The sequence below is a fragment of the Pseudomonas sp. PvP100 genome (genome assembly GCF_017833055.1).
Taxonomy (GTDB): domain Bacteria; phylum Pseudomonadota; class Gammaproteobacteria; order Pseudomonadales; family Pseudomonadaceae; genus Aquipseudomonas; species Aquipseudomonas syringae.
In genome coordinates this window covers 2,077,342-2,101,196 of sequence record NZ_JAFIBO010000001.1, presented here as the reverse complement: position 1 = coordinate 2,101,196, position 23,855 = coordinate 2,077,342, and the positions used below count along the sequence as shown (strand labels likewise).

At 60.2% G+C, this 23,855-nt stretch carries 21 protein-coding genes; 8 read left to right on the top strand and 13 right to left on the bottom strand.

Translation table 11 applies throughout. The annotated features are described in order from the left end of the window. The first annotated feature begins 275 nt into the window (after window positions 1-275). Window positions 276-1,601, top strand: a complete 1,326-nt coding sequence (locus JOE39_RS08775; RefSeq protein WP_029572916.1) for a sigma-54 dependent transcriptional regulator — start codon at window positions 276-278, stop codon at window positions 1,599-1,601. Here the strand turns inward: JOE39_RS08775 and JOE39_RS08770 are convergent. Both JOE39_RS08770 and pnuC read right to left on the bottom strand, forming a co-directional pair. Beyond that, window positions 1,578-2,123 (bottom strand): AAA family ATPase, encoded by a 546-nt coding sequence (locus JOE39_RS08770; protein WP_003394748.1) that lies wholly within the window; start codon window positions 2,121-2,123, stop codon window positions 1,578-1,580. The genes JOE39_RS08775 and JOE39_RS08770 overlap by 24 nt on opposite strands. Continuing rightward, the gene (gene pnuC / locus JOE39_RS08765; protein ID WP_024665025.1) at window positions 2,120-2,683 is read right to left on the bottom strand and encodes a nicotinamide riboside transporter PnuC; all 564 of its coding nucleotides are present in this window, start codon (window positions 2,681-2,683) and stop codon (window positions 2,120-2,122) included. The genes JOE39_RS08770 and pnuC overlap by 4 nt, the downstream gene beginning before the upstream one ends. Window positions 2,684-2,934: 251 nt before the next feature. On the opposite strand from pnuC, the gene JOE39_RS08760 reads away from it, so the two are divergent. After that, window positions 2,935-3,765 (top strand): undecaprenyl-diphosphate phosphatase, encoded by an 831-nt coding sequence (locus tag JOE39_RS08760; RefSeq protein ID WP_003394753.1) that lies wholly within the window; start codon window positions 2,935-2,937, stop codon window positions 3,763-3,765. Beyond that, window positions 3,762-4,196 carry a DUF1294 domain-containing protein gene (locus JOE39_RS08755; RefSeq protein ID WP_003422931.1) on the top strand — a complete coding sequence of 145 codons (435 nt, stop codon included), beginning with the start codon at window positions 3,762-3,764 and terminating at the stop codon, window positions 4,194-4,196. Before JOE39_RS08760 ends, JOE39_RS08755 begins: the two co-directional genes overlap by 4 nt. On the opposite strand, the gene JOE39_RS08750 is transcribed toward JOE39_RS08755, so the two are convergent. Then, entirely contained in the window at window positions 4,191-4,559 is a 369-nt protein-coding gene (locus JOE39_RS08750) for an MmcQ/YjbR family DNA-binding protein (RefSeq protein ID WP_003342070.1), read from the bottom strand. The genes JOE39_RS08755 and JOE39_RS08750 overlap by 6 nt on opposite strands. A gap of 126 nt (window positions 4,560-4,685) precedes the next feature. Here JOE39_RS08750 and pcaD point away from each other — a divergent pair, with 126 nt between their 5' ends. From pcaD to JOE39_RS08730, 4 genes are all read left to right on the top strand, one after another. Then, the gene (pcaD, locus tag JOE39_RS08745) at window positions 4,686-5,477 is read left to right on the top strand and encodes a 3-oxoadipate enol-lactonase (protein ID WP_210077462.1); all 792 of its coding nucleotides are present in this window, start codon (window positions 4,686-4,688) and stop codon (window positions 5,475-5,477) included. Window positions 5,478-5,557: 80 nt separating this feature from the next. Continuing rightward, window positions 5,558-6,517: a LysR substrate-binding domain-containing protein gene (locus JOE39_RS08740; RefSeq protein ID WP_010409175.1), complete on the top strand. Its 960-nt coding sequence runs from the start codon at window positions 5,558-5,560 to the stop codon at window positions 6,515-6,517. 74 nt (window positions 6,518-6,591) lie between these two features. Then, a complete protein-coding gene (locus JOE39_RS08735; protein ID WP_010409173.1) occupies window positions 6,592-7,200 on the top strand; it encodes an FMN-dependent NADH-azoreductase in 609 nt (202 codons plus the stop codon). A 377-nt stretch (window positions 7,201-7,577) separates the two neighbouring features. Then, on the top strand, window positions 7,578-8,618 hold the full coding sequence (locus JOE39_RS08730) for a hypothetical protein (RefSeq protein ID WP_003422925.1): 1,041 nt from the start codon (window positions 7,578-7,580) through the stop codon (window positions 8,616-8,618). A gap of 9 nt (window positions 8,619-8,627) precedes the next feature. On the opposite strand, the gene JOE39_RS08725 is transcribed toward JOE39_RS08730, so the two are convergent. The 10 genes from JOE39_RS08725 to glgA form a co-directional block, all read right to left on the bottom strand. Continuing rightward, window positions 8,628-9,281, bottom strand: coding sequence for a glycosyltransferase family A protein (locus JOE39_RS08725; protein ID WP_003342075.1), 654 nt, complete (start codon window positions 9,279-9,281; stop codon window positions 8,628-8,630). Beyond that, a complete protein-coding gene (locus tag JOE39_RS08720) occupies window positions 9,250-9,876 on the bottom strand; it encodes an SAM-dependent methyltransferase (protein ID WP_122219913.1) in 627 nt (208 codons plus the stop codon). Before JOE39_RS08720 ends, JOE39_RS08725 begins: the two co-directional genes overlap by 32 nt. Then, window positions 9,873-10,646 (bottom strand): PIG-L family deacetylase, encoded by a 774-nt coding sequence (locus JOE39_RS08715; protein ID WP_122219914.1) that lies wholly within the window; start codon window positions 10,644-10,646, stop codon window positions 9,873-9,875. The genes JOE39_RS08720 and JOE39_RS08715 overlap by 4 nt, the downstream gene beginning before the upstream one ends. Before the next feature lie 13 nt (window positions 10,647-10,659). After that, entirely contained in the window at window positions 10,660-11,673 is a 1,014-nt protein-coding gene (locus JOE39_RS08710) for an acyl-CoA dehydrogenase family protein (RefSeq protein WP_046266006.1), read from the bottom strand. Then, on the bottom strand, window positions 11,670-13,853 hold the full coding sequence (gene glgX, locus JOE39_RS08705) for a glycogen debranching protein GlgX (RefSeq protein WP_004417444.1): 2,184 nt from the start codon (window positions 13,851-13,853) through the stop codon (window positions 11,670-11,672). The genes JOE39_RS08710 and glgX overlap by 4 nt, the downstream gene beginning before the upstream one ends. Before the next feature lie 156 nt (window positions 13,854-14,009). Further along, the gene (locus JOE39_RS08700; RefSeq protein WP_003342088.1) at window positions 14,010-14,396 is read right to left on the bottom strand and encodes a DUF2934 domain-containing protein; all 387 of its coding nucleotides are present in this window, start codon (window positions 14,394-14,396) and stop codon (window positions 14,010-14,012) included. A 17-nt stretch (window positions 14,397-14,413) separates the two neighbouring features. Further along, window positions 14,414-17,197, bottom strand: coding sequence for a malto-oligosyltrehalose synthase (locus JOE39_RS08695; protein ID WP_046266005.1), 2,784 nt, complete (start codon window positions 17,195-17,197; stop codon window positions 14,414-14,416). Next, window positions 17,194-19,272: a 4-alpha-glucanotransferase gene (malQ, locus tag JOE39_RS08690; RefSeq protein ID WP_210077464.1), complete on the bottom strand. Its 2,079-nt coding sequence runs from the start codon at window positions 19,270-19,272 to the stop codon at window positions 17,194-17,196. The genes JOE39_RS08695 and malQ overlap by 4 nt, the downstream gene beginning before the upstream one ends. Then, window positions 19,262-21,076 (bottom strand): malto-oligosyltrehalose trehalohydrolase, encoded by a 1,815-nt coding sequence (gene treZ, locus JOE39_RS08685; RefSeq protein ID WP_074908385.1) that lies wholly within the window; start codon window positions 21,074-21,076, stop codon window positions 19,262-19,264. Before treZ ends, malQ begins: the two co-directional genes overlap by 11 nt. A gap of 16 nt (window positions 21,077-21,092) precedes the next feature. Continuing rightward, window positions 21,093-22,691 (bottom strand): glycogen synthase GlgA, encoded by a 1,599-nt coding sequence (gene glgA, locus JOE39_RS08680; RefSeq protein ID WP_024650370.1) that lies wholly within the window; start codon window positions 22,689-22,691, stop codon window positions 21,093-21,095. Between the two features lie 615 nt (window positions 22,692-23,306). Between glgA and JOE39_RS08675 the strand changes: the two genes are divergently transcribed. Continuing rightward, window positions 23,307-23,798 carry a GNAT family N-acetyltransferase gene (locus JOE39_RS08675; protein ID WP_003315325.1) on the top strand — a complete coding sequence of 164 codons (492 nt, stop codon included), beginning with the start codon at window positions 23,307-23,309 and terminating at the stop codon, window positions 23,796-23,798. Window positions 23,799-23,855 lie beyond the last annotated feature (57 nt).

Below are 23,855 nucleotides of genomic sequence, written 5' to 3'. Positions count from 1 at the left end.
CGGCTGGTTACTTGTGTTGATGAACGACAAGGGGGCATGAGTCACACTGTTCAATGAAAATAGTTGCGAATTATTTTCGACGGGCGCGCGCATGGATGTCCCGGGCAAAAAGGGTCGGGCATGTAGCGCGTTAATGACTTCAGGTTATGAGCGTTAGACCCAAACGGTACAACGCCGCGTCAAATATTTGCTAGGGTGATGATTGGGCTCGCCAACAGACTGTTTATAAAAAGCTTTTCAAAATCCCTCCATACGCCGGGCGCCAAGGAAACTTCATGCATGGATCGGCCCCAACACGACGTCTGTTAATGCTCGATGGCGGTGACGACTGTCATCCATTGATCCCTGTTCTGATCGAAGCCGGCTGGACGGTGCAGGAAAGCCCATCGGGTTCGGCAATCATTTCTGATTGTGATGTAGGCCTGATTCACCTGACGTCCGATCATTTTGAACACTTGCCCAGGCTTGAGGCGCTGTTCGTTAACAGCCCGGTGCGCTGGATTGCCGTGCTGTCAGCCAGTGATTTGCGCCGCGAGAAAATCGGCGATTTCGTCTGCCGCTGGTTTTTCGACTTTCATACGCTGCCTTTCGATGCCGGTCGGCTGCACGCCTCGCTGGACAGGGCGTTTACGGCCGGGCCGCCGCCAGTGCAGGGCTCGCCATCGCCGTTCAGCGCGGACCCCGAGTTGCTCGGCGACAGTCGGCCTGTCCGTGAACTGCGCAGGCTGCTGAGTAAACTGGCGCCCACCGATTCGCCGGTGCTGATCAGGGGCGAGCGGGGCACGGGCAAGGAACTGATCGCCCGCAGCCTGCATGCTCAGTCCTTGCGACGTGACAAACCCTTTATCGTGGTTGATTGCGCAGCGCCTGACGGGCAGTCGATCCACACCGTGCTGTTCGGTCATGAGGACGGCGGGTTTGACGATGCTCAGGCGCGTAGGGTCGGACTGCTTGAAGCCGCAGACGGCGGCACGCTGTTGCTCGACGAGGTCGGTGAGCTTCCGCTGGATACCCAGGCGAGCCTGCTGCGTTTTCTCGAAGACCGGCAGATCGAGCGCGCGGACGGCGGTGAGCCGATTGCAGTGGATGTGCGGGTGCTGGCCGCCACTCGCGAGGATCTGGAAACGGCCGTGCGCAAAAAGCGCTTTCGCGAGGACCTTTATTACCAACTCAATGTGCTGCAGGTCGGTGTAGCGCCGCTGCGCGAGCGCCATGGCGATCTGGCGTTGCTGGCTAACCATTTCGCCCATGTGTACAGTCAGGAAACCGGCAGGCGGGCGCGCAGTTTCAGTCAGGATGCGCTGGTGGCGCTGGGCAAGCACGATTGGCCGGGCAATGTGCGCGAGCTGGCCGGTCGCGTTCGGCGCGGGCTGGTGCTGGCCGAAGGCAGGCAGATAGAAGCGGCAAATCTGGGCCTGCTGGGCGAAGAGGACAGTGTTGGCAACATGGGCACGCTGGAGGATTACAAGTCCCGGGCCGAGCGTCAGGCCTTATGCGACGTGTTGACGCGCCACAGTGACAATCTGAGCGTGGCGGCCAGAGTGCTGGGTATTTCGCGACCGACGTTTTATCGTCTGTTACACAAGCACCAGATCCGCTGAGTCGTCCAGCAACTGCGAGACAGCGCTCAGCGCCTGCTCGCGGCGCTGCTCCCAGCTACCGCCCACTATCCGGTAAGCCTGCTGGTGGTGTTCCAGCCATTCCCGGCTGGCGTTGAAAAAGGCCTGGCGTTCACCCAGCTGCGGCTGGCAGCGCTGGCCGTCGCTGATCCAGTCAACGCCCTCGGGCGACAGCAGCAGGTGCAGGTCATAGGAACGGCTCAGCAGTTGCTGTTCGATCCACGCAGGGCAGTCGCCGAACAGCGTGCGGCTCCAGAGCATGTTGCTCAACAGGTGCGTGTCGAGTATCAGCAAGTTTGGCTCTGCGCCGCGCGCGGCGTCTTCCCAGGCCAGTTGGCCCTGAGCGATGGCCGGGATATCGGCGTAATCTGTGTCGCGGCCCTGCTGATCGATGAAATACCGCACATATTCGCCGACCAACAGGCCGCCGAACCTATGCTGTATCTCCGCCGACAGCCAGCTCTTGCCACTGGACTCGGGGCCGGTGAGGACCAGAACTTTCATCGCGCCAGCGCCAGATCGTTGCGCCACTCGCGCCAGCCCTGCACCGCCAGCAGGGTGAACAGGCCATACAGCGCAGCCGTCAGGTAAAGGTCCTTGTAGATGAACAGGCCGACGAAAATCACATCGAGCAGGATCCACAGCGGCCAGCACTGAACGCGCTTTTGCGCCATCCAGACCTGCGCCACCAGACTGAACCCGGTCAATGCGGCGTCCAGCCAGGGTTGTGCCGCATCGGTGAAATGCGCCATGCCGGCACCCAGTGCAACGCTGATGAGTACGCCGAACGCTAGCCCCTTGAGCACCGAACTGTTCTGCAACGTGGTTACGGCTTTGACCGGAAGGCCGTCACCGTGCCGGGTCCATTGCAGCCAGCCGTAGACCTGCAGGCCTGCGTAGATGACCTGCAGGAGCATGTCCGAATACAACTTCACGTCGAAGAATATCCAGATGTAAATCACCACCATGACCAGGCCAATTGGCCAGCACCAGGGATTCTGCTTCACTGTCAGCCAGACTGCGATAACGCCGATGGCGGCAGCGAAGAGTTCAAGCCCGGACATGGCGGCTCCTTGGTGAGGGTGGTGAGGGGTGGGGCCGGCGATTGTATGCGCTTCTGCGCGCGGCGTGCAGCTTGTGTTGCGCCGGAGCTTACGTCAGCAGGCGTTGTGCGTGCAGGTCTGCTAGCATTCCGCGCCTTGCATTTGCGCGAGTTTCTTCAAGCTTCGTTCAGGCATGTGGCGGCATAGTGGCAAGCATTTTTTACACGACAACATTAAACAGCGAGCCTGCGGCATCGCTTCATGGGGGAATGATGGATCTTTGGACCGCTGCTCAGGCGTTGATATTGGGTGTTGTAGAAGGGTTGACGGAGTTCTTGCCGATCTCCAGTACCGGGCATCAGATCATCGTCGCCGACCTGATCGATTTTGGCGGCGAGCGTGCCATGGCCTTCAACATCATCATTCAGTTGGGGGCGATTCTGGCAGTAGTCTGGGAGTTTCGGCGCAAGATCCTCGACGTCGTCGTGGGTTTGCCCAAACAGCAACAAGCGCAGCGTTTCACCCTTAACCTGCTGATCGCCTTCATGCCTGCCGTGGTGCTGGGCGTGATTTTCGCCGATACCATTCACCACTACCTGTTCAATGCCATTACCGTGGCCACGGCGCTGGTCATCGGTGGGGTGATCATGCTTTGGGCCGAGCGCCGCGAGCACACCGTGCGCACCGAAACCGTCGATGATATGAGCTGGAGCGATGCGCTCAAAATAGGCTTGGTACAGTGCCTGGCGATGATCCCCGGCACCTCGCGTTCGGGTTCGACGATCATTGGCGGCCTGCTGTTCGGCCTGTCCCGCAAGGCGGCGACCGAATTCTCGTTCTTCCTGGCCATGCCGACCATGGTCGGTGCCGCGGTGTATTCGGGCTACAAGTACCGTGACATGTTTCGCCCGGACGACTTCGCGGTATTTGCCATCGGCTTCATCACCTCGTTCATCTTCGCGATGATCGCAGTGCGCGGTTTGCTCAAGTTCATCGCCACTCACAGTTATGCGGTGTTCGCCTGGTATCGCATCGCCTTCGGCCTGCTGATTCTGGCGACCTGGCAGTTTGGCTGGATCGACTGGGCATCGGCCAAGGCATGACAGCGAACCGCGAGTCGTCACGGCCAGCCAGCCGTGGCAGGTCGCCGGTCCGGCAACTGCGCTTGAAGGTACTGGTGTTGTTGCTGCTGTGTGCGTTACCGGTTTACGGCACGGCGTCGCTGTGGCTGAGGCAAGTCACGCCGATCCCGGCGCTGGTCTTGATCGTCATGAGCCTGCTGGCGTTCGTGCTTTACCGGCATGACAAGCGACAGGCCGGCAACGCGGGCCAGCGCACCCCGGAGAACGTCCTGCATGGCGTCGAGCTGCTCGGTGGTTGGCCCGGCGCGCTGCTGGCGCAGCAGGTGTTCCGGCACAAGACCCGCAAGGTATCTTTCCAGGTCGTGTTCTGGCTGATCGTGCTGGTGCATCAGGCGCTGTGGATTGACTGGCTGTTTTTGGGCAAGCGGCTTGTGCAACTGTTGCCGTTATAGCTTCAGGCCGATCTGCTGCCGTTTCGGCAGCTTGCCGACCACCAACTGGTGCGAGCGGGTCAGCAGGTCGCGCACCTCATCGGCGCTCAGCGTCTTCAGGTCGGCCACGCTGATCCAGTGCGCACGCGCCAGGTAGGGTGCAGGTCGTATGCCGGGTCGATCCACGTAACCCAGAAACAATTCCGGGTGGACCTTGAACGCAAGGTCCTCGCCGACCAGATCCATGACCGCGAACATTTTCTTTTCGGCGACGGAAAAAACCCGTATGCCGCCCCACTTGTAGTCTTCACGCGCGCCTGGCAGGTCGAGACAGAATCTGGCGATGTCTTCCTTGTGCAGGGTCTTTTGCGGGCTCTTTGGCATGGATGCTCCCTGGGTTCTGACGGCGCACGGTAAGCTGTTCGATAGCCGCACGGATATTCGATCCGCCGATTGTATGCTGCTGCGACACTGATTAGTGTGCAGCTTTGCCTTTCTCCGGAGTTTCGAATGTCTGCCGTGCAACTCGCTGATGGTCAACTGAACTACCTGCTCGAAGGTCCGGCGGGCGCGCCCGTGCTGGTGTTGTCCAATTCCCTGGGCACTGATCTGCACATGTGGGACAACCAGGTGCCTGCGTTCACACGCCACTTTCAGGTATTGCGTTACGACACGCGCGGCCATGGCAAATCGCTGGTCACTGAGGGCAGTTACAGCATCGAGCAAAACGGTCGCGATGTGTTGGCGCTGCTCGATGCGCTGGACATCGACAAGGCTTTTTTCTGCGGCCTGTCGATGGGCGGGCTGATCGGCCAATGGCTGGCAATCAATGCGCCGCAGCGCCTGCACAAGGTCGTGCTGTGCAATACGGCCGCCAAAATCGGCAACCCCGATGTCTGGAATCCTCGTATCGAAACCGTTCTGCGTGACGGCCAGTCGGCCATGGTCGCGTTGCGCGATGCCTCGATCGCACGCTGGTTCACGCCTTCCTTCGCGCACGCCGAGCCCGCTGCGGTTGACACGGTCGTCGGCATGCTGGCACGTACCTCGCCACAGGGCTACGCAGCCAATTGCGCGGCTGTGCGCGATGCGGATTTCCGTGAGCAGATCGCGTCCATCGAACTGCCGGTGCTGGTGATCTGTGGCACGGAGGACGCTGTAACAACCCCGGCGGACGGGCGTTTCATGGTCGAACGGATTCAGGGTTCGCAGCTCATCGAACCGCACGCGGCCCACCTGTCCAGCGTCGAGGCGGGTGAGGCATTTACCGGCCCGGTGCTGGCATTTCTGACTGCCGAATGACCCGGCGCGATCCTCAGCCGCGGCCTTGAGGCACGGAGCACGGCGCTGCATACTCCCGGCTCTGAAAACGAGGTGGCCGGGTGTTTGATCTCAACGATCTGTTTTATTTCGTCCAGGTGGTCGAGTGCCTCGGCTTTGCGCCGGCAAGTCGCAAGCTGGGGATCCCCAAGTCCAAGCTCAGCCGGCGCATTGCCGGGCTTGAGGAGCGCCTGGGGGTGCGCCTGATTCACCGCTCGACCCGCACCTTCGCGGTGACCGAAAGCGGGCGTGACTATTACGCGCACTGCGTGGCCATGCTGGTCGAGGCCGAGGCGGCCGAAGAGGCCATCCTGCGTTCCAAATCCGAACCGCAGGGCAGGGTGGTGATCAGTTGTCCTCCGGCTCTGGCAGCGATGGGCTTCAACGAGACCATCGCCCGTTTCGCGGCCGAGCACCCCAAGGTTCAGATCCAGGTCGAAAGTACCAACCGACGCGTCGACCCGCTGACCGAGAACATCGACATTGCGCTACGTGTGCGCTTTCCACCGCTGGAGGACGACGGGCTGGTGGTCAAGAAGCTCGGGCACAGTGCCCAGCGTCTGGTGGCGCGCGCGGACCTGGCGGCCAGGCTGTCGGCGACGCCTTCTCTCGACGCGCTGTCGACACTGCCCAGCCTCGACATGCCGTCTTCGAATCACGAGCACCGCTGGTTGCTGGAGACGCAGCCCGGCCAGTATGCCGAAATACGCCACACGCCGCGGCTCATCAGCTCGGACTTGGACATGATGCTGCAGGCCGCCTTGCAGGGTGTAGGCGTAGCGCAGCTTCCCGAGCTGATTGTCAGGGAAGCGTTGCAGGACGGACGTCTGATCGAGCTGTTCAGCGAGCACCGACCCAAGTGCGGCATCGTGCATGCCGTGTTCGCCTCGCGCCGAGGCCTGCTTCCAGCGGTCAGGGGCCTGCTGGATGTGTTCGAGACCTCGTTCAAAGAGCTTAGCCTGAGTCCTGATTCGCTTTATTGTTCTCTTAATAGAACGAACAGTCGCATTCAAGACCACTAATCAGCTATTGCGATCAAGGATAGGATGCTCGCCACTTCATCGCTCAGTGGCGATTTTCTTATGGGAGCTACGTTATGAATCTATTGCACCTCGACTCCAGCATCCTTGGCGATCACTCTGCTTCACGTCAGCTGACCCGTGAGGTTGTCCAGGCCTACCTGAATGCGCACGCCGACAGCCAGGTCACCTACCGAGATCTGGCCAGCGATGCGCTTGGGCATTTCTCTGCCGCCAGCCTCGCCGCAGCGGGCACGCCTGTAGACGTCCGTGACGCCGCCCAGCAGCAGGAAGTGGCAGGCAACGAAGCCACCTTGCAGCAGTTTCTCGATTCGGACGTGCTGGTCATCGGCGCACCCATGTACAACTTCACCATCCCGACCCAGCTGAAAGCCTGGTTTGACCGGATTCTGATCGCGGGTCGCACGTTCCGTTATTCCGAAGCGGGCCCTGAAGGCCTGTGTGGCGGCAAGAAAGTCATTATCGTTTCCACCTCAGGCGGGCTGCACGCCGGGCAACCCACGGGCACCGGTCACGAAGAGCTGCTCAAGACGCTGTTCGCCTTCATCGGTATCACCGACCTGCAATTCGTCCGTGCCCACGGCCTGGCGTATGGCGAAGAGCCGCGTGCCAGCGCCATGAGCGCTGCTCAGCAATACATTCAGAACGAGTTGTTCGCGGCCTGATCCAGAGCGCTGTACACGAAACTCTACAACCTGCGCGGGGTTTTCCTGCCGGGTTGTGGAGTTTTTTTGTTTCTGATGCGGGCCGATGGGTTGCCGGTAAGCTGCTTGTTGACGGGAGACAACCTTGACAGCTTCCTTACAGGTAATGGCGATCTTTCGGGACTAGACTAGCCTTTTCGAGCAATGCCTTGTCAGGCTGGCGAAAATAGTCGCCCTCGCGAAAAAACAACGGGCAGTTTATGGCCCGGCTTGTGCACTATTTCTGTTTTCAACACTCATATCTGGGTGGGTACGGCGCGCTGGAGCATGATGCTCGACACAAGCGCTTGATGGATTGTCCGGACGAGGTTCCGGATTTGCAAAGGTTGGGCCTTGCCATGGTACGTCTTTGTGCAGTGATGCTGGTTTTCCTGCTCGATAGCCTTGTTTCGGTGCACGCTCTGGCGGACGAGTCCTGGAGCGCGGGCTATCACGCGTTGAGTTTCCCTGATCCACTGGATTCCCAGCCGGTCGAGGCCATCGCCTTTTACCCCTCGACCGCCGCCGAGCAAGTGAGCATCCTGCATGGCTATCGCGTCGAGGCCGGTGAAGAGGCGCCTATCGCAATGGGCCGTTTCCCCTTGCTGTTGCTGTCGCACGGTAATACCGGCACCCCGCTGGCGCTGCATGACCTGGCCACTTCGCTGGCGCGGCAGGGGTTTGTGGTGGTTGCCGTGGTCCATCCTGGCGACAATGATCGCGATCACAGCCGTCTCGGCAGCCTGAGCAACCTGTACGGTCGGCCGCTGCAGATTTCCGAAGCGATCAGTACGGCCTTGCTCGACCCCTTGCTGGCCCCCTATCTCAATGCCCGGCAAGTGGGCGTGATCGGTTATTCGGCCGGTGGCGAAACCGCGCTGATTCTCGCTGGCGCGCAGCCTGATCTGCAGCGTCTGCGTCAGTACTGCGTCGAACGCCCGACAGACCGCGACGCCTGCAAGACGCAGGGCGAACTGGTCGCGGACCGTGATGACCTTCATGCTCAGGCTGATCCGAGGGTTGGCGCGTTGATGTTGATGGCACCATTGAGCCTGATGTTCGGCCGTCACACGTTGGGTGATGTGCACGTGCCGGTTTTGATGTACGCGGGAGATGACGATCAGTTGCTGGCGATCGACCGAAACGCAGAGGCACTGGCGCGCAAGCTGCCGCAGCCGCCCGACTACAAGCTACTGGCCGGGGCAGGGCATTTTGTCTTCATGGCACCGTGCAGTGATGAGCAACGCGCCAGTGCGCCGTTGCTGTGCAACGACCCTGACGGCGTGGACCGCGAGGATATTCACCGCAACCTGAGTGCCGAAGCGGTGCGGTTTTTCAGTGCGGCGCTGAATTCCGCCGACGATGACCGTTCAGGCATGCAAACGGCGCATCATCAGTAAGCACGCCGTTCAGGCATTCAGCGAACTTAGAAAATCACCAAACCCGCCCCTGGCTTTCGAGTCGAGGCGGGTGCTGGTTGTGACCTTGGGGCGGCAACTCCAGGCGATACGCGCACCGATCAACTCCAGCTGCTGAATCAGGTGCACGTCTTCGTGGCAGGGCAGTGCCGGAAAACCACCTGCGCTGATGTACGCAATCGAGCTGACGCCCAGATTGGCACCATGAATGTGTCTGTGACCTTCACGGTGCTGGTAATGCTGCAGGTAAGCAGCTTGCGCGGCCGCCGAGATGTCCTTGCTCCAGTCGCCGGGCGTGACCGTTCCGCATACCGCGTCGGCATCCAGCGCCAGCTGTTCGGCAAGCCAGTCACTGGCCACGGTGCTGTCGCCATCGGTACACGCCAGCCAGCGTGCACCCCGGTCGAGAAGAAACTCCGCGCCCTGTGCTCGAGCCTGCCCCACGTTGCGCGCCGACACTTCGAGAATCATCACGCCATGGGCACGCGCGATCTCCGCCGAGCGATCAGTGCAGCTGTCGAGAACCACCAGCACCTCTACGCATTCGCCCTTGAGGTCGGGGTGTGCAGCCGCTTGCTTTATCGTTTCGAGACACAAGTCGAGTAACTGCTCTTCATTGTGCACCGGGATCAGTATGCCGATCATCGGAGAATTCCTGTTCTGCTACGGAGGTTCCATCACGACTCCACAGGTCCAGCAGGAAATCCTGTTCGTGATGACTGAAAAGTCGATGCATGGACAAGCGTGCAGCAAGGATGTCGTGAACCGCCTGGGCGTTCAGCGGGCAGCCTTCGATATCGGGCCGCCAGTGACAGGCGAGCAACTGGCCATCCGGTGCGAGGGCCGCCAGTGCACGGTCGATCAGGCCGTGCAGGTCGTCGGCGTCCAGGTAATAACCCACCTCGCTGAAGACGATCAGGTCAAATTCGCCCTGTGGCCATTGCTGCGGCAAACGCGCCTGCAACACTTTGGCATGGGGCAGGCCGGCCAGACGCTTGCGTGCCAGATCCACAGCCAGATTCGAGGTGTCGCAGCACACCAGCGAATCGCAGCGCCCGGCAAGATCGGCACTGAGTTCACCGTTGGCGCAGCCAGGCTCGAATATCGAGCGGTAGCGTTCGCGGGGCAGAGCGGCCAGTGTCAAGGCGCGCTTACGCCGTTCGTACCAGCGTTGCTTGAATGCCCACGGGTCCTCGTTGTTGAGAAACAGCTCATTGAAATAACTGTCCTCGACGCTCATGTGAACACCACTTCAAAGGGCTGCAGCAGCCTTTCCAGCACTGCGTCCGGCAAAACCGGGGAAAGACCGATGGCCGGATCACCCTGCAACTGGCTGGTGAACGCTTGGGCAGCATTGCGTTTATGGGCCAGCGTGACCGGATCGAGCAGCAGCTTGCGCGCTCTGTCCCATGGCAGGCGTTGGTCTTCAGGATCAGCCCAGTGCCAGGCCCAGACCGGTACCTCGTGGAACTGTGCTCCGGTGGTCTTGCAGGCCTTGGCACTGGCTCTGCCGACCGCCTCATGGTCGCTGTGGCCATCTTCTGCCCAGGTGGCGAATACCACGTCGGCAGGGCCCAGATGCTGTTCAAGAAAGGCCACCAGTTGATCTTCCGCGTCGGCCACGGCGCCGTCCTGAAGGCCGCAACGCAACCACTCGAGGCGTTCTGCAGGTATACCGAGGCGATTTAAGGCTTCGGCACTTTCCTCAGGTCGGACTTTGCACAGACGATCGACGGGCCAGAGCGTGGAGCCCGGATGGCTAGCCGTACCATCGGTGACCGAGATCAGTAACAGGTTGCGTTCCAGTTGCGCCAGTTGGCTCATCAGACCGCCACAGGCCAGTATTTCATCATCCGGGTGCGGGGCGATGATCACGGCTCGGCAATTGGCCGGCACCAACAAGTCAGCGGTGATCACAGGCAGGCCGTGCAGCTTGGTCGAAGCGTTCCAGGCGGCGAGGGAAGTACCCTGGCCGGACTCGTCATCACTCACTACGAACCCTTCACTCATGCTCTATACACTCTCATAGTGACCACGTGCGTGCAGCGGGCAACGCCTTGCCGGACAACTGGCCCAACGCCGCCAAATCCTGCTCGGCGTGGCTCTGACGCAGGAAAACCGGCAGGTCGGTGATCAGCCGGGCAAAGTGCGGGTCCTTGCAATAAGGGCCGGCCCCGACGGCCCTGCCCACATGCTGAATCACCAGATCGGCGGCTTGTTCGACATAAGCACGGCAACGTCTGGCAAGCATCTCGGCATTCTCGGCGGGCGCCTGATCGAGGTGCGCGGCAGCAGCGCGCAACACATCGATTGCGGCATGCAGTGCGACGTCCACAGCGCCAAGGTGCGCAAGGGCGTGCGGGTCCTCACGCTTGCCGACATGGGCCACCAGGCGCTGCGCGATGGCGCGTGATGCGCCGTACCAGCAGGCCGCAATGCCGATGCCGCCTTGCCAGAAGCCTGGTCTGTCGAGATAGCCGCCCGGCTTCCCGATCGCCTGACCGATGGCGTTGTCGAAGACCACGTCGATACTGCCGGTAGCACCCATGCCCACTGCGCGCCAACCGTCGCTGGTCATGTGTACGCCGGGTTGGCCAAGGCGTACTGCAACCAGCTGCTGCCGATGTTCGGCGTCCCATGCAGTGATCAACGCATGGCTCAACGCCGAAGCGCCTGAGCACCATGCCTTGCGGCCGTGCAGGCGAAGTGCATCGCCTGCGCCGCTGATATTCACCCGTGCCTGCGGCGGCTCTGCCGCCCACATGCCCCAGGCGCTGAATTGTTCGGGGGGCGGGGCACCCAGTTCCGCCATGATCGCCAAGGCGTCTGTGTGCCCCTCGTACAATTTGCACAACCCCAGGTCGTGGCCTGCAACGCAGGCCAGCGCCCGCCAGCGCTCAAGTGTCTGACCGCGGGCAGGCAGGGGAAGCTGATCCAGACCTTCGTTGACCAATGCCTGCAAGCACTCGCCCAGCGCACGCGTATCGGCATAACCGTGCTTGCGCCAGTCGAGAAACTCGCTCAAGGCATCGATCATTGCTGGTCTTCACGCTTCAGTTCGAACAGCAGCAGCGAACGCGGCGTTACGGTGTATTGCGAACCGAACGCGAAGTGCTCCTTGCTGCGTGCATCATCCTGATTGGTGTCGATCAGGCACTCGTAATGGGTACCTTCAGGCACTTCCGGCAGGGTGAAGTTGACGCCGTCATGATGCGCGTTGACCACCAGCAGCAGCGTGGCGTCGGCACCCGCGCGGCGGATACCGGTTTCCTGTGCGCGACCGTCCATCAGCATGCCCAGGCAACGGCCATTGGCATCGTGCCACTGCTCGACGCTCATCTCGTTGCCATCCGGAGCAAGCCAGGTGACGTCCTTGACGCCGATCTCTTCGTTATAGTCGCCTACCAGGAAGCGGCTGCGACGCAGGATCGGGTAGGTTTGACGCAGCTTGATCACGCGAGTGACGAACTTGAGCAGCGCTTCGCCATCTTCGTCCAGATCCCAGTTGATCCAGCCAATCTCGCTGTCCTGGCAGTAGGCATTGTTGTTGCCGTGCTGAGTACGCGCGAATTCATCGCCCGCCACAATCATCGGTGTACCTTGTGCCAGCAGCAGGGTGGCGAACAAGTTGCGCATCTGGCGCAGACGCAGAGTATTGATTTCCGGATCTTCGGTCGGACCTTCAACGCCGTGGTTCCAGGACAGATTATTGTTGCTGCCGTCCTGGTTGTTTTCGTCGTTGGCTTCGTTGTGCTTGTCGTTGTACGACACCAGGTCATGCAGCGTAAAACCATCGTGCGCGGTGATGAAGTTCACGGACGCCTGTGGACGACGGCCGCGCTGGTTGAACATGTTGCCGGACGCGGTCATGCGCGCAGCGAAGTCAGCCAGTTGAGCTTCGTCGCCTTTCCAGAAGGCACGAACCGTGTCGCGGAACTTGTCGTTCCATTCCATCCAGCCGGGTGGGAAACCGCCCACCTGGTAGCCGCCCGGACCGCAGTCCCATGGCTCGGCGACCAGTTTGACCTGACGCAGCACCGGGTCCTGACGACAGGCGACCAGGAAGCTGTGGCGCTCGTCGAAACCGTCGTGGTAGCGGCCCAGAATGGTCGCCAGGTCGAAGCGGAAGCCGTCGACGTGCATTTCCGAAGCCCAGTAGCGCAGGGAGTCGGTGACCATTTGCAATACGCAAGGATGGCTCAGGTCGAGAGTGTTGCCAGTACCCGAGTCGTTGATGTAGTAGCGCTTGTCGTCCGGCATCAGGCGGTAGTACGAGGCGTTGTCGATACCGCGCATCGACAGGGTAGGGCCCAGCTCGTTGCCTTCGGCGGTGTGGTTGTAGACCACATCGAGAATGACCTCGAGACCGGCGTGGTGCAGGTGCGCAACCATTTCCTTGAATTCGGCAATCTTGCCGCTCGCCAGGTAACGCGGGTCCGGGGCGAAGAACGCGATGCTGTTGTAGCCCCAATAGTTGGTCATGCCCTTTTGCAGCAAATGCTGGTCGTTGACGAAGGCATGAATCGGCAGCAGCTCGACGGAGGTCACACCCAGCTTGCGAATGTGCTCGACGACCGGCGCTGATCCGAGACCGGCGAACGTGCCGCGCAGCTCTTCGGCCACCTCAGGGTGACGCATGGTGATGCCGCGTACGTGGGTTTCGTAGAAAATCGTCTTGTCCCAAGGCGTACCGACGCGCTGATCACGGCCCCAGGTGTAGGCCTCGTCGATCACCTTGCTTTTCGGTACGAAAGGGGCGCTGTCGCGTTCGTCGAAGCTCAGGTCGCCGTCAGGATGGCCGATGGTGTAACCGAACAGCGCTTCCGACCATTTCAGTTCGCCGACCAATTGCTTGGCGTACGGGTCGATCAGCAGCTTGTTATGGTTGAAACGATGACCATTCTTTGGATCGTACGGACCGTACACGCGATAGCCGTAGATCTGGCCCGGGTGAGCGTCCGGCAGGTAGCCATGGTAAATCTCGTCGGTGTATTCCGGAAGCTCGATGCGTTCCAGTTCGATTTCGCCAGTGGAGTCGAACAGGCAAAGCTCTACCTTGGTGGCGTTTGCCGAGAACAGGGCGAAGTTGACGCCCAGGCCATCCCAGCTTGCACCGAGAGGAAAGGGAAGTCCTTCACGAATGCGAGACGGGGTACTGCCAGGGTTGTCTAGCGGGGCTGAATTATCTTCTGCCGGTGTAGTGGACTTCGTATTCATGGTGACTTCCTGACGTCGAATGATTTTCTGAGCGGCCAAGGCCGCTACCGAAGCCGCTGGCTTCGATACTGACGATAATCTAAGGGGGTGTAGCAGGCCTCATCTCTGGTCAGAGCGAGACCTGCAATAGTTGACCGGTGCGCGGCCAGAAGAGTTTCAAGAATTCGACGGCTTGCGCGGCTTCTTCGGAGCAGGTTTGGCAGGCGCGTCGGTTGCAGCGGCTGCAGGGGGCTTGGCCTTGGGAGCAGGTTTGGCAGCCGCCTTGGGAGCAGGCTTGGGCTTGGCTTCGCCAGCAGGCTTCGGCGCAGGCGCCGATTTTGCGGCGGGCTTTGCCGCGCCCTTGGCAGGCGCCTTGGCGCTGTCTACCTCAGGCAGCTTGGGCTTGGTCGATTTGCGCACACTGGACTTGTTCGGCGCCAGCGCTTCGGCCTCGGCCAGCTTGCGCGCCATTTCCCAGTGACGCTCGTCGTGACCGGAAGGTTTACCCTCCGATTCCCAGATTTGGTAAGCAAAGTCGCGAATTCTTTTTTCGTCGGCACTCATCTTGAGACTCCCAGCTATTACATAGTTTGAATAAGCAGATTGACGGAAAATCTTTCAAGCGCTGCACTGAGCGGTACTTCCCGATCACTCGTCACGACAACGTCAGAAAAGAGTCCCTTCCAGTCAGAACCGGAGTCGGCAAACGGCAACATGATCCGTGTGTCGCCCCAATTGGCAGCATTAATCAATGGAGTTTGCGCAGTACCCAATAGTTCACTGCATGTGCGTGGTACTACGATGATAGCGCGCACTCCTTGCGTCTCCCGGGCAAAGGCCATCACCTGCTCGGCGTGGCTGCCCTTTACTTCCAGCGGTTGATAACTGCCCTCGCTGAACAGTCCCGGATGTTCGGCACGCAGGTTCAAGACCTTCGCGATCAGCGCCTGCTTGATGCGCCCGTCCTTCCAGTCAGTCAGCAGCTCGGTAACGCTTGCGTCTTCGGCCAGAGCCTGTTTCCGTGCAGCGTAGTCAACCGGGCGGCGGTTGTCCGGGTCCACCAGGCTGAAATCCCAGAACTCGGTGCCCTGATACAAATCAGGAACACCGGGTACGCTCAAGCGTAGCAAGGTTTGCGCCAGACTGTTGAGCGCGCCGGCGGTGGCAATACGGTTGGCTGTCGCACTGAGGGATTGACGCAACGCCAGGGCTTCCGGTGCCAGCAGCAAACGCTCCAGAAATTCGCGGCAAGCGGTTTCGTAGGGCTGATTCGGTGCACTCCAGCTGCTTTGCAGCTTGGCTTCGCGCAGGGCTTTCTCCTGCCACTGGACCATGCGCTTCGCGTATTCCTGGTGAGCTTCTTCGCCCTCCAGGCTTAGCGGCCAGCTGCCCAGCAAGGCCTGATAAAGCATCAGCTCGTCGCCGGCACTGATCGTCGGCTCGTCACCCTTGAGCGGCATCGCCAGCTGTCTCCAGCGCTCCACCTGTTCGGCGTACCACGGGGCGCATTCACTCAGCACCGCAAGGCGTGTACGCGTATCTTCGCCACGCTTGTGATCGTGCGTTGCAGTGGTCAGCAAATTGTCTGGAAACTTCTCCAGACGTTGCAGGCAAACCTGATGGAAGTCTTCTACCGGCGCACTGAAGTGCTGCGGATGGAAACCCACATCGTTGCGCGAGAGCAGCACGGCAGAGCGGTAGAACGAGGTGTCTTCCACCGACTTGGCGGCAACCGGGGAGGTCAGCTGCTGGAAGCGTACACAGGCATTCTTGTAGGCCTTGCGCAGCGGGCCGCGTGGCAGTTTTCGCCACGGTTCGCCACCCAGCCAGCGTGCCAGGTAATCCAGCACCGGCCAGTCGCCTTCGTTCAGCGTTGCACGCGCGCCTTCCATGGCCTGCTGGAAATACTTGTCGTCTTGCGCAGAGCGGCCGCACACCGAGATGTACGTGCGATAAATCGGAAAATTGACGATCAGCGCGAGCAGGGCACGGCGAATCGCACCCAGGGTCAGGTCACGGCTCATCAGGTCGCTGCGTGCAACCTGCAGCAACGATTGAGCAACGTTCTCGAAATCGCCCGCCAGCGTGCCATGCAGGACCAGATCACGGGCCACCAGTACTTCCTGATCGAAGTCAGCGGTACGTTCTGTCAGGCGGCTCCACAGCTCACCCAGAGGCTCTTCGCCCTTGGGGTCGTGTTGCAGCAGTGACACCTGGTTCATGAACTCGTAACCGGTCGTGCCGTCAACGCTCCAGTCTTCACGCAGCGGCTCGTCGGGGCCGAGGATTTTCTCGACGAAGATCGGCAGATGATCAATCTGCGCGTGCTCGGGGCGCAGTTTGAGCAGACTTTTGACCCGACGATGCAGCTTGCGACCGTAGCCGCGCGGATCAGCCAGGCCATCGATGTGGTCGATACGCAGCCCATCGACCAGGCCATCGGCAATCAGCTGGAATATCTTGCCGTGGGTGGCTTCGAACACCTGTGGCCGCTCGACACGCAGGCCGCCCAGCTCGTTGATGTCGAAGAAACGCCGCCAGTTGATGTCATCGCCAGCGGTGCGCCAACTGGCCAGACGGTAGTGCTGACGCTCCAGCAACTGGTGCAGGCGCTGAAAGCCTTGAGGCTTGCTCGAATCGAAATGCGCGAGGATCTGCTCGACACCCTTGAGCACCTGCGGGTCCTTGGCCAGCTCGGCTAACTCGGCCTTGGCCTGGCGTGCACGCTCATAGGCCTGCGGGAACTGCGCCAGTGCGGTGAAACGCTGGGCCATTTCCTTTAGTTGGGGGTGATCCACGGCCTGCAACAGCGAGTCGTAAGTCAGTGGGCAGATCGGAAAGTGATGCTGATAGTGCTCGATGTAGAACGCACCATGCTCTGCGTCGAAGCGCAGCGGGATTTCGCCGGCCTGCAATACCGTGCCGTAATCGCTGCTCAGGAATGGCAGCAACAGTTGACCTTCCAGCAGTGGGTCCGGCGAATTCCACTGAATGTCGAAGAACTCTGCATACGGGCTGCGACGGCCCCATTCCAGCAGGTCCAGCCACCACGGGTTGTCGGCACCGCCGACCGCCATGTGGTTGGACACGATATCAAGAATCAGCCCCATGCCGTGCTCGCGCAAGGTCTCGACCAGGCGCAGCAGGGCAGGTTCGCCGCCCAGTTCCGGATTGATGACCGTCGGGTCGACCACGTCATAGCCGTGCATCGAGCCGGCACGGGCTTTGAGCAGCGGCGATGCGTAGATGTGGCTGATACCCAGGCTGGCGAAGTAGGGCACCAGTGGCACGGCGTCGTCGAGGGTGAAATCCTTATGGAATTGCAGGCGCTGGGTGGCGCGCAAAGGCTGTAATGGACGGGTCATTGATCACGCTCCGTAGCCTGCAGCCGGGATCGGGAAAGCAATTCCAGTCGTCGAGCAGCATTCGGGTTATCTAGCAGAGAGGCCGCATCGCCGGGAAGACGCCTGCGCCAGTTGGGGTGGCTGTCAATGGTGCCGGGCAGGTTGGCCTGTTCTTCGACACCCAGCGCGTCTTCTATCGGCAGCAATACCAATGGCGCACGTGTATGACCCAGGTAGCTGATGCTCGCGTCGATGATCTGGGCCGGATCTTCAGTATCGGAGGGCATACTGTCGATGTTCTGACTCAAGGCACGCCGCAGGCTTTCATATTCCCGCGTGCGCTCTTCGCGCCACTGCGATTCGTGCTGATCGTCAATATGACCGAGGCGCGCGTTCCACTCGATATCCAGCTCGCTGAGCCAGCCTGCCAGGGTCGGCAGGTCGTGGGTACTGGTGGTCGCCAATGCTTGATCCGACCAGTCGAGAATCGGCTTGAACTGACCATTGTTCTGTTCGAACAGCAGTACACGCATGCCAAGAATTGCCCTGGCACTGAGTTTTTCGCTCAGGCCTTCAGGTACCGTACCGAGGTCTTCACCGAGCACGATCGCCTTGTGCCGCCAGGATTCCAGACTCAGCAAGCGAAGCATGTCGTCCAGCGGGAAGTTCAGATACGCGCCCTCGCTGGGAGGCGCCCCTTGCGGGATGACCCATAGGCGCTGCAAGCCCATGACATGGTCGATACGCAACCCGCCAGCATGGGCGAAGTTGGCCCGCAGCATCTCGATGAACGCGCGAAAGCCATTACGTTTGAGGCCGTCCGGCGAAAACGCGGAAATCCCCCAGCTCTGGCCGGCACGGTTGAGAATGTCTGGGGGAGCGCCGACGGTCAGAGCCGACAGCAGCTCGTCCTGGCGGCTCCAGGCCTGGCTTCCTGCGCCATCGGCGCCCACTGCCAGGTCGGCGATCAGGCCGACGCGCATGCCGCTGCTGCGTGCGGCAACCTGTGCACGCTCCAGACCACGGGCTATCAGCCATTGGGCGAACGCATGAAAGCTGATTTGCTCGCGATGGTTTTTGGCAAATTCTGCGACGGCGTCGCCGCGAGGGTCTTTGAACTGCTCAGGCCATTCATGCCAATTGCTGCCGATGTTCAGCGTTTCTGACTCGGCACACAGTGCTTCGAAGCGGCAGTGATTTTCCAGCGCTTCGCCACCGCTGTGGCGGAAGCTGTTGAAGTCTTCGTGCAGCGGGTGATCACCCGCGCTGAAGCCTTGATAAAGCGCGTGCAGCGCTTTCCATTTGGCGTTGGCCGCGGCTGGCCAGTCGATCAGCGTTTGTGTTTCAAGGCGCTTCATCTCGTCGCCGACGCGCGCGTCTTCGATGGCCTGACGCCACGCACTTTCACCGACAATCGCACCCGGCGACGCGTACAGGCTGTTGAGGAACAGCCTGCTGGAAGGTGAATAAGGACTGTAACGGTGAGGGTCATTGGCGAACATGGCGTGGATCGGGCTGATGCCCAGCGCATCGGCCCCTCGCTCGCCAGCAGAGCGCAAGACTTTCTCCAGCGCCTCGGTGTCACCAAAACCGCCATCGCCTTCACGCCGCAAGCTGTAAAGCTGGGCGGTAAGGCCCCAGCCGTGCGGCTTCGAGGTCTCGGTGGCCATTGCCATGCTGAAGCAGGTTTTCGGCGCGACCGCGATGGTCAGATGCTGTCCTGCGATTTCCAGCTGCTGGTAGCCGGGCGGAGCGAGCGCCGGAAGCTCTGCGTTCGAGGTCAGTCTGGCATCCAGTGAAGAGCCGTCTTCGAGGTGTAGCGTGAACGGCGTTTGTGGCGCGAACCACTGGGACAGGTCCAGATTGCTTTCCACATCGACCGTCAGCAGTGGCGGGGCGCTGGTGCCGTGACTGGCTTTTTGCAGGCGCAGCAGGCTGGCATCGATAGCCTCGCCGCTTTCAGCAGGATAGCCCAGCGCTTCCAGAACCTTGTGCAGTACATCCGGGCTGACGGTCTGCGGCCGAGCGTTGGCATCGACCCAGTGCACCGACAAGCCTGCCTCGGTCGCAAGCCTCTCCAATTGCTCATTGTTCATCCTGTTCCTCCAGAACATCACTTGCTTTCAGGCTGACAATGGCCGTGTAAGCATTGAGGATGCCGCGTGGGGAAAGTTCGGACGATTTCTCTGCGCTGGAGAATATCTCGCGGGCACCCGCTTGTGGCGGTGCGTCAACCGCATGCTCGCTGAGATTGAGGTCAATACGCAGCTCGCTGCCATCACCCAGTGTCCACCGCGCACTGACCGCCTTGTCACCGAGAATATCGGTCTTCAGGAAGCGTGCGCCCTGCAGGCGCGGCATGATCTCCTGATGGCGCAAGGCCAACAACTGCGTATAGAACTCCAGCCAGCTGCGATGATCCAGGCCTATGTCGGTATCGAGATCGACCGCTGAAAACGCCGGGCGTGACGCTTCGAATGTCTTGATGTCGTTTGGATCAGGAATGTGCTCGCGCTTTTCCGGATCGGCGAATGCGGCGAAATCAGCGAACTCCTTGCGACGTCCTTCACGTACCGCATCGGCCAGCTCGCCGTGGTGGCTGGTGAAGAACAGAAACGGTTCGCTGGCCGCCCATTCATCGCCCATGAACATCAACGGGATCATCGGTGAAAGCAGCAGCAGCGCAGTGGCGGCTTTCAATGCCGCAGGCGCGCAGAGCTGCGGCAGGCGTTCACCGAGTGCGCGGTTGCCGATCTGATCGTGGTTCTGCAGAAACAACACAAAAGCCGACGGCGACAGGTGCGCACTGGGCTCGCCTCGCGTATGCCCGTGACGCGTCGGTTCGCCTTGGTAGACAAACCCTTCGCTGAGCAGACGCGCAAGCTTTTGCGTGGGCTCTTTGGCGAAGTCTGAATAATAAGCGTCGGTTTCACCGGTCAACAGCACGTGGAGGGTGTTGTGCCCGTCGTCGTCCCATTGAGCATCGAAGCCCTTTTCCAGAAGACCGGCCTGGTTGAACTCGTTCTCAAGGTTCAGCCACACGTGGCGGCCTGGTTCAATGCGGCCACGAACCCGCTTTGCGAACTCGGGCAGGAAGGTCTCGTCGCGAATGGCGTGTACAGCGTCCATACGCAGTCCGTCGAAGCGATACTCGAGCAGCCACATCAGGGCGTTGTCAACGAAAAAGTCGCGCACCTGCGGGCGTCTGAAATCGATCGCATCACCCCACGGGGTGTGCAGGTCTGTACGGAAAAATTCTTTGGCGTAGCTGCCCAGGTAGTTGCCATCCGGCCCGAAGTGGTTGTACACCACGTCCAGAATCACCATAAGGCCAAGACCGTGGGCGGTGTCGATCAGGTGCTTGAGCTGTTCCGGCGTGCCATAGGAAGACTGCGGAGCGTAGTGCAGAACGCCGTCATAGCCCCAGTTGCGATCACCGGGGAACTGCGCAAGCGGCATCAGTTCGATTGCGGTAACGCCCAGTTTGGCAAGTCGTGGCAGGTGCTTTTCCACGCCAGCGTAGCCACCCATGGCGCCCACGTGCAGTTCATAGATGACAGCTTCGTGCCAGGGACGCCCGTTCCATGCAGTGTTTTGCCATGAATAAGCGTCAGGGTCGACGACGAGGCTTTCAGAATGAACGTCATCGACCTGCGCGCGGGAGGCGGGGTCAGGAACGTCCAGCTCGTGGTCGATCCTGAAGCGGTAGCGAGTACCCGCCTTGCAGCGGGCCTCCAGGACGAACCAGCCGTCTGACTGAGGCAGCATGGCCAGTGACTGGCCATCCTGCAGTTCGACATTTACGAAGGAGGCATCCGGTGCCCAGAGGGCAAACCGGGTGTGTTCAGGGTCCAACAAAACGGCGCCGTGGCGCCAGTTATCGTCTGTACGCAGGGGCATCCATTCAATCCTTAACCTAGTAGTTGCTGGAAATACTCACGTTTTTCTTCAACAGATCGCGATAGAGATCTGCGTAGGGCTCTACTGCCTGATGCCAGTTGAAGGGAGCCGCCATGGCACGGCAGCGCATGGCGTTGAGCAGCTCCGGATGGGCGAAGACCTGGAGAGCGCGATTCAGGGCCTCGGTGTAACTTTCGACTGTCGATTCATTGAACAGAAAGCCAGTGACACCATCTTCGATCGTATCGGCCAAGCCACCTGTATTGCGTGCGACAGGCAGCGAGCCGAAGCGTTGCGCATACATCTGGCTCAGCCCGCATGGCTCATAGCGGGACGGCATCAGCAGGAAATCGCTGCCGGCGAACATGCGTCGTGCGTCGGTTTCGTTAAAGCCAATGCGCACGCCAACACGCCCGGGGAAGCGTGCAGCCAGCTCGCGCATGGCATCTTCTTCTTCGGGTTCACCGCGTCCGATGATTGCGATCTGCCCGCCATTATTGACGATGTGTTCGGCAACGCCGATCGTCAGGTCCAGGCCTTTCTGGTACACGAGACGTGACACCACGGCGAACAGCGGCCCGGTAGAGGCATCCAGCTCGAACAGTTCACGTACGTAGTCAGCGTTGATTTCCTTGCGCGTCCATTCGTTGGGCGCAAAGTGGCAGATCAGATGTTCGTCGGTGGCGGCATCCCAGCTTTCGTCGATACCGTTGGGAATGCCGCTGAGCTGGCCCTTGTTGGCCTTGCTTTGCAGAAAGCCCTCAAGGCCGCAGCCGAACTCCGGGGTGGTGATTTCCCGAGCGTAGGTGGCGCTCACGGTGGTGATGTGGCTGGCGAAGGCCATGCCTGCCTTGATGAACGACAGCTGACCGTAAAACTCCATGCCTTCAGGGGTGATGGCGGAGTCCGGGATGCCCAGCTCACGGCTCGAGGCAGTGCTTACGGTGCCTTGATAGGCGAGGTTGTGAACAGTGAAGATACTTGGCGTGGACTGCCCGCGCCAGCGCATGTAAGCAGGCGCCAGGCCGGCGGGCCAGTCGTGGGCATGAACCAGCTCGGGGCACCACTGGCTCTTGACTTCGCCAGCCGCGAACTCGGCAGCTGCCAGGCCCAGACGGGCGAAGCGAATATGGTTATCGGACCAGTCGCGGCCAGTGCTGTCGGCGTAAGGGGTGCCTTCGCGCTCGTAAAGCTCCGGGCAGATCAGTACGTAGATCACCAGACCGTCTTTCATGTCCATACGACCGACCTTGCAAGGCGGCAGCGCTGCATGCCCGCCCAACTGGCTGATGATATGGATAGGATTACCGCTGTTGATGACCTGCGGATAACCTGGAATCAGTACGCGAACGTCATGCAGGTGGCGCATGGCTCGCGGCAGTGCGGCAGACACATCGCCCAGCCCACCGGTTTTCACCAGATCGGCCAGTTCGGAGGTCACGAACAACACTTTGCGTCTGTTGACCTGGGACATGGTCGGCTGAGGCTGAACAGTCGACGTTGGCATTTGCAACACAGGAACGCTCTTGTTAGAGAACACCGGCAGATGAGTCAGCTCGCCGACAGGCTGGTTAAAACTCTCTCCCTTCTGGGTTTTCACAGCGGCGCTAATCATCAATTTTTCCCCTTAAAACAGTCTTGGTGCATCACTTGATTTTTATTGGCCATTTCCTATGGCCGGGTACACATACGTGCACTACGCAAGATCGATACCCGTTTTGACCATGCATAGTGACAAAGCGGTGTGATGTCGCCATTACCGGATGTCAGCCAATAGCATAGATGCTCTAATCACCTGACCCGGCGGTTTTGGAGAAGTTTCGACTTTTTTATTTGCGAATGTCTGGCACAGGCTTCGACGCCCCGCATGATGGCAGGCTGCAGGTGGCAGCCGGGTTGTCGCTGCGCTTTTTCAAGGCTTTTTTCTGCGTCCGGAGAGCCCGTTACCGGTCGTCGGATCGTTGGACAATCCCGTCCAGACACTTGGTTTTCATCACTTATACCGTAGGGGGCCGGCTGTGATGAGCAGCAATGGTGCGTAACGCCTTTTCCGGGTGCGTGTATTGGTCAATCTGCGGGCGCGACGAGAAAATCCTTACATCTACGTTGGAACATTTTGGCGCAGGGCAGGATAGAATCGGGCCACAAGCCCCGGCCTTGACACTGGCCTGAGGCATCACCCTTTGACTGATTTCACTGAATCACTCTGATTGAATTGACGAGGATGGAAATGGAAGCCCCCGAGGTACTGGTACTGCAAGCGAGCTATACAAATCCTGTGCACGCGGATGCGATCGGGTTCGTTTTGAATGAATATGCGATGGATGCCATGGGGACCGGGCGGCCTCTGTCGAGCGACACCCGTCGCCAGTTGGCAATCGAACTCGCAAAGCGTCCCTATGCGTTCAGCGTGCTGGCATTCATATCGGGTGAACCGGTGGGGTTGGTCAATTGCTTCGAGGGGTTTTCAACCTTTGCCTGTCGTCCGTTGGTCAATATTCATGACGTCGCGGTGCTCTCACAATATCGTGGCCTCGGTATCAGTCAGAAAATGTTGCTCAAGGTCGAAGAAATTGCACGCCAGCGTGGCTGCTGCAAGCTGACGCTTGAAGTTCTGGAAGGCAACGAGGTTGCGCAAGGGGCTTACAGAAAGCTCGGTTTCGACAATTATCAATTGAGCCCTGAAATGGGGCGTGCCATGTTCTGGCAGAAAGCGCTGTAGAGAGCTTATTCGCCAAGGGTCTTTTTTGATCGTTCAGGTGCAGACCGGGCGGCTCGG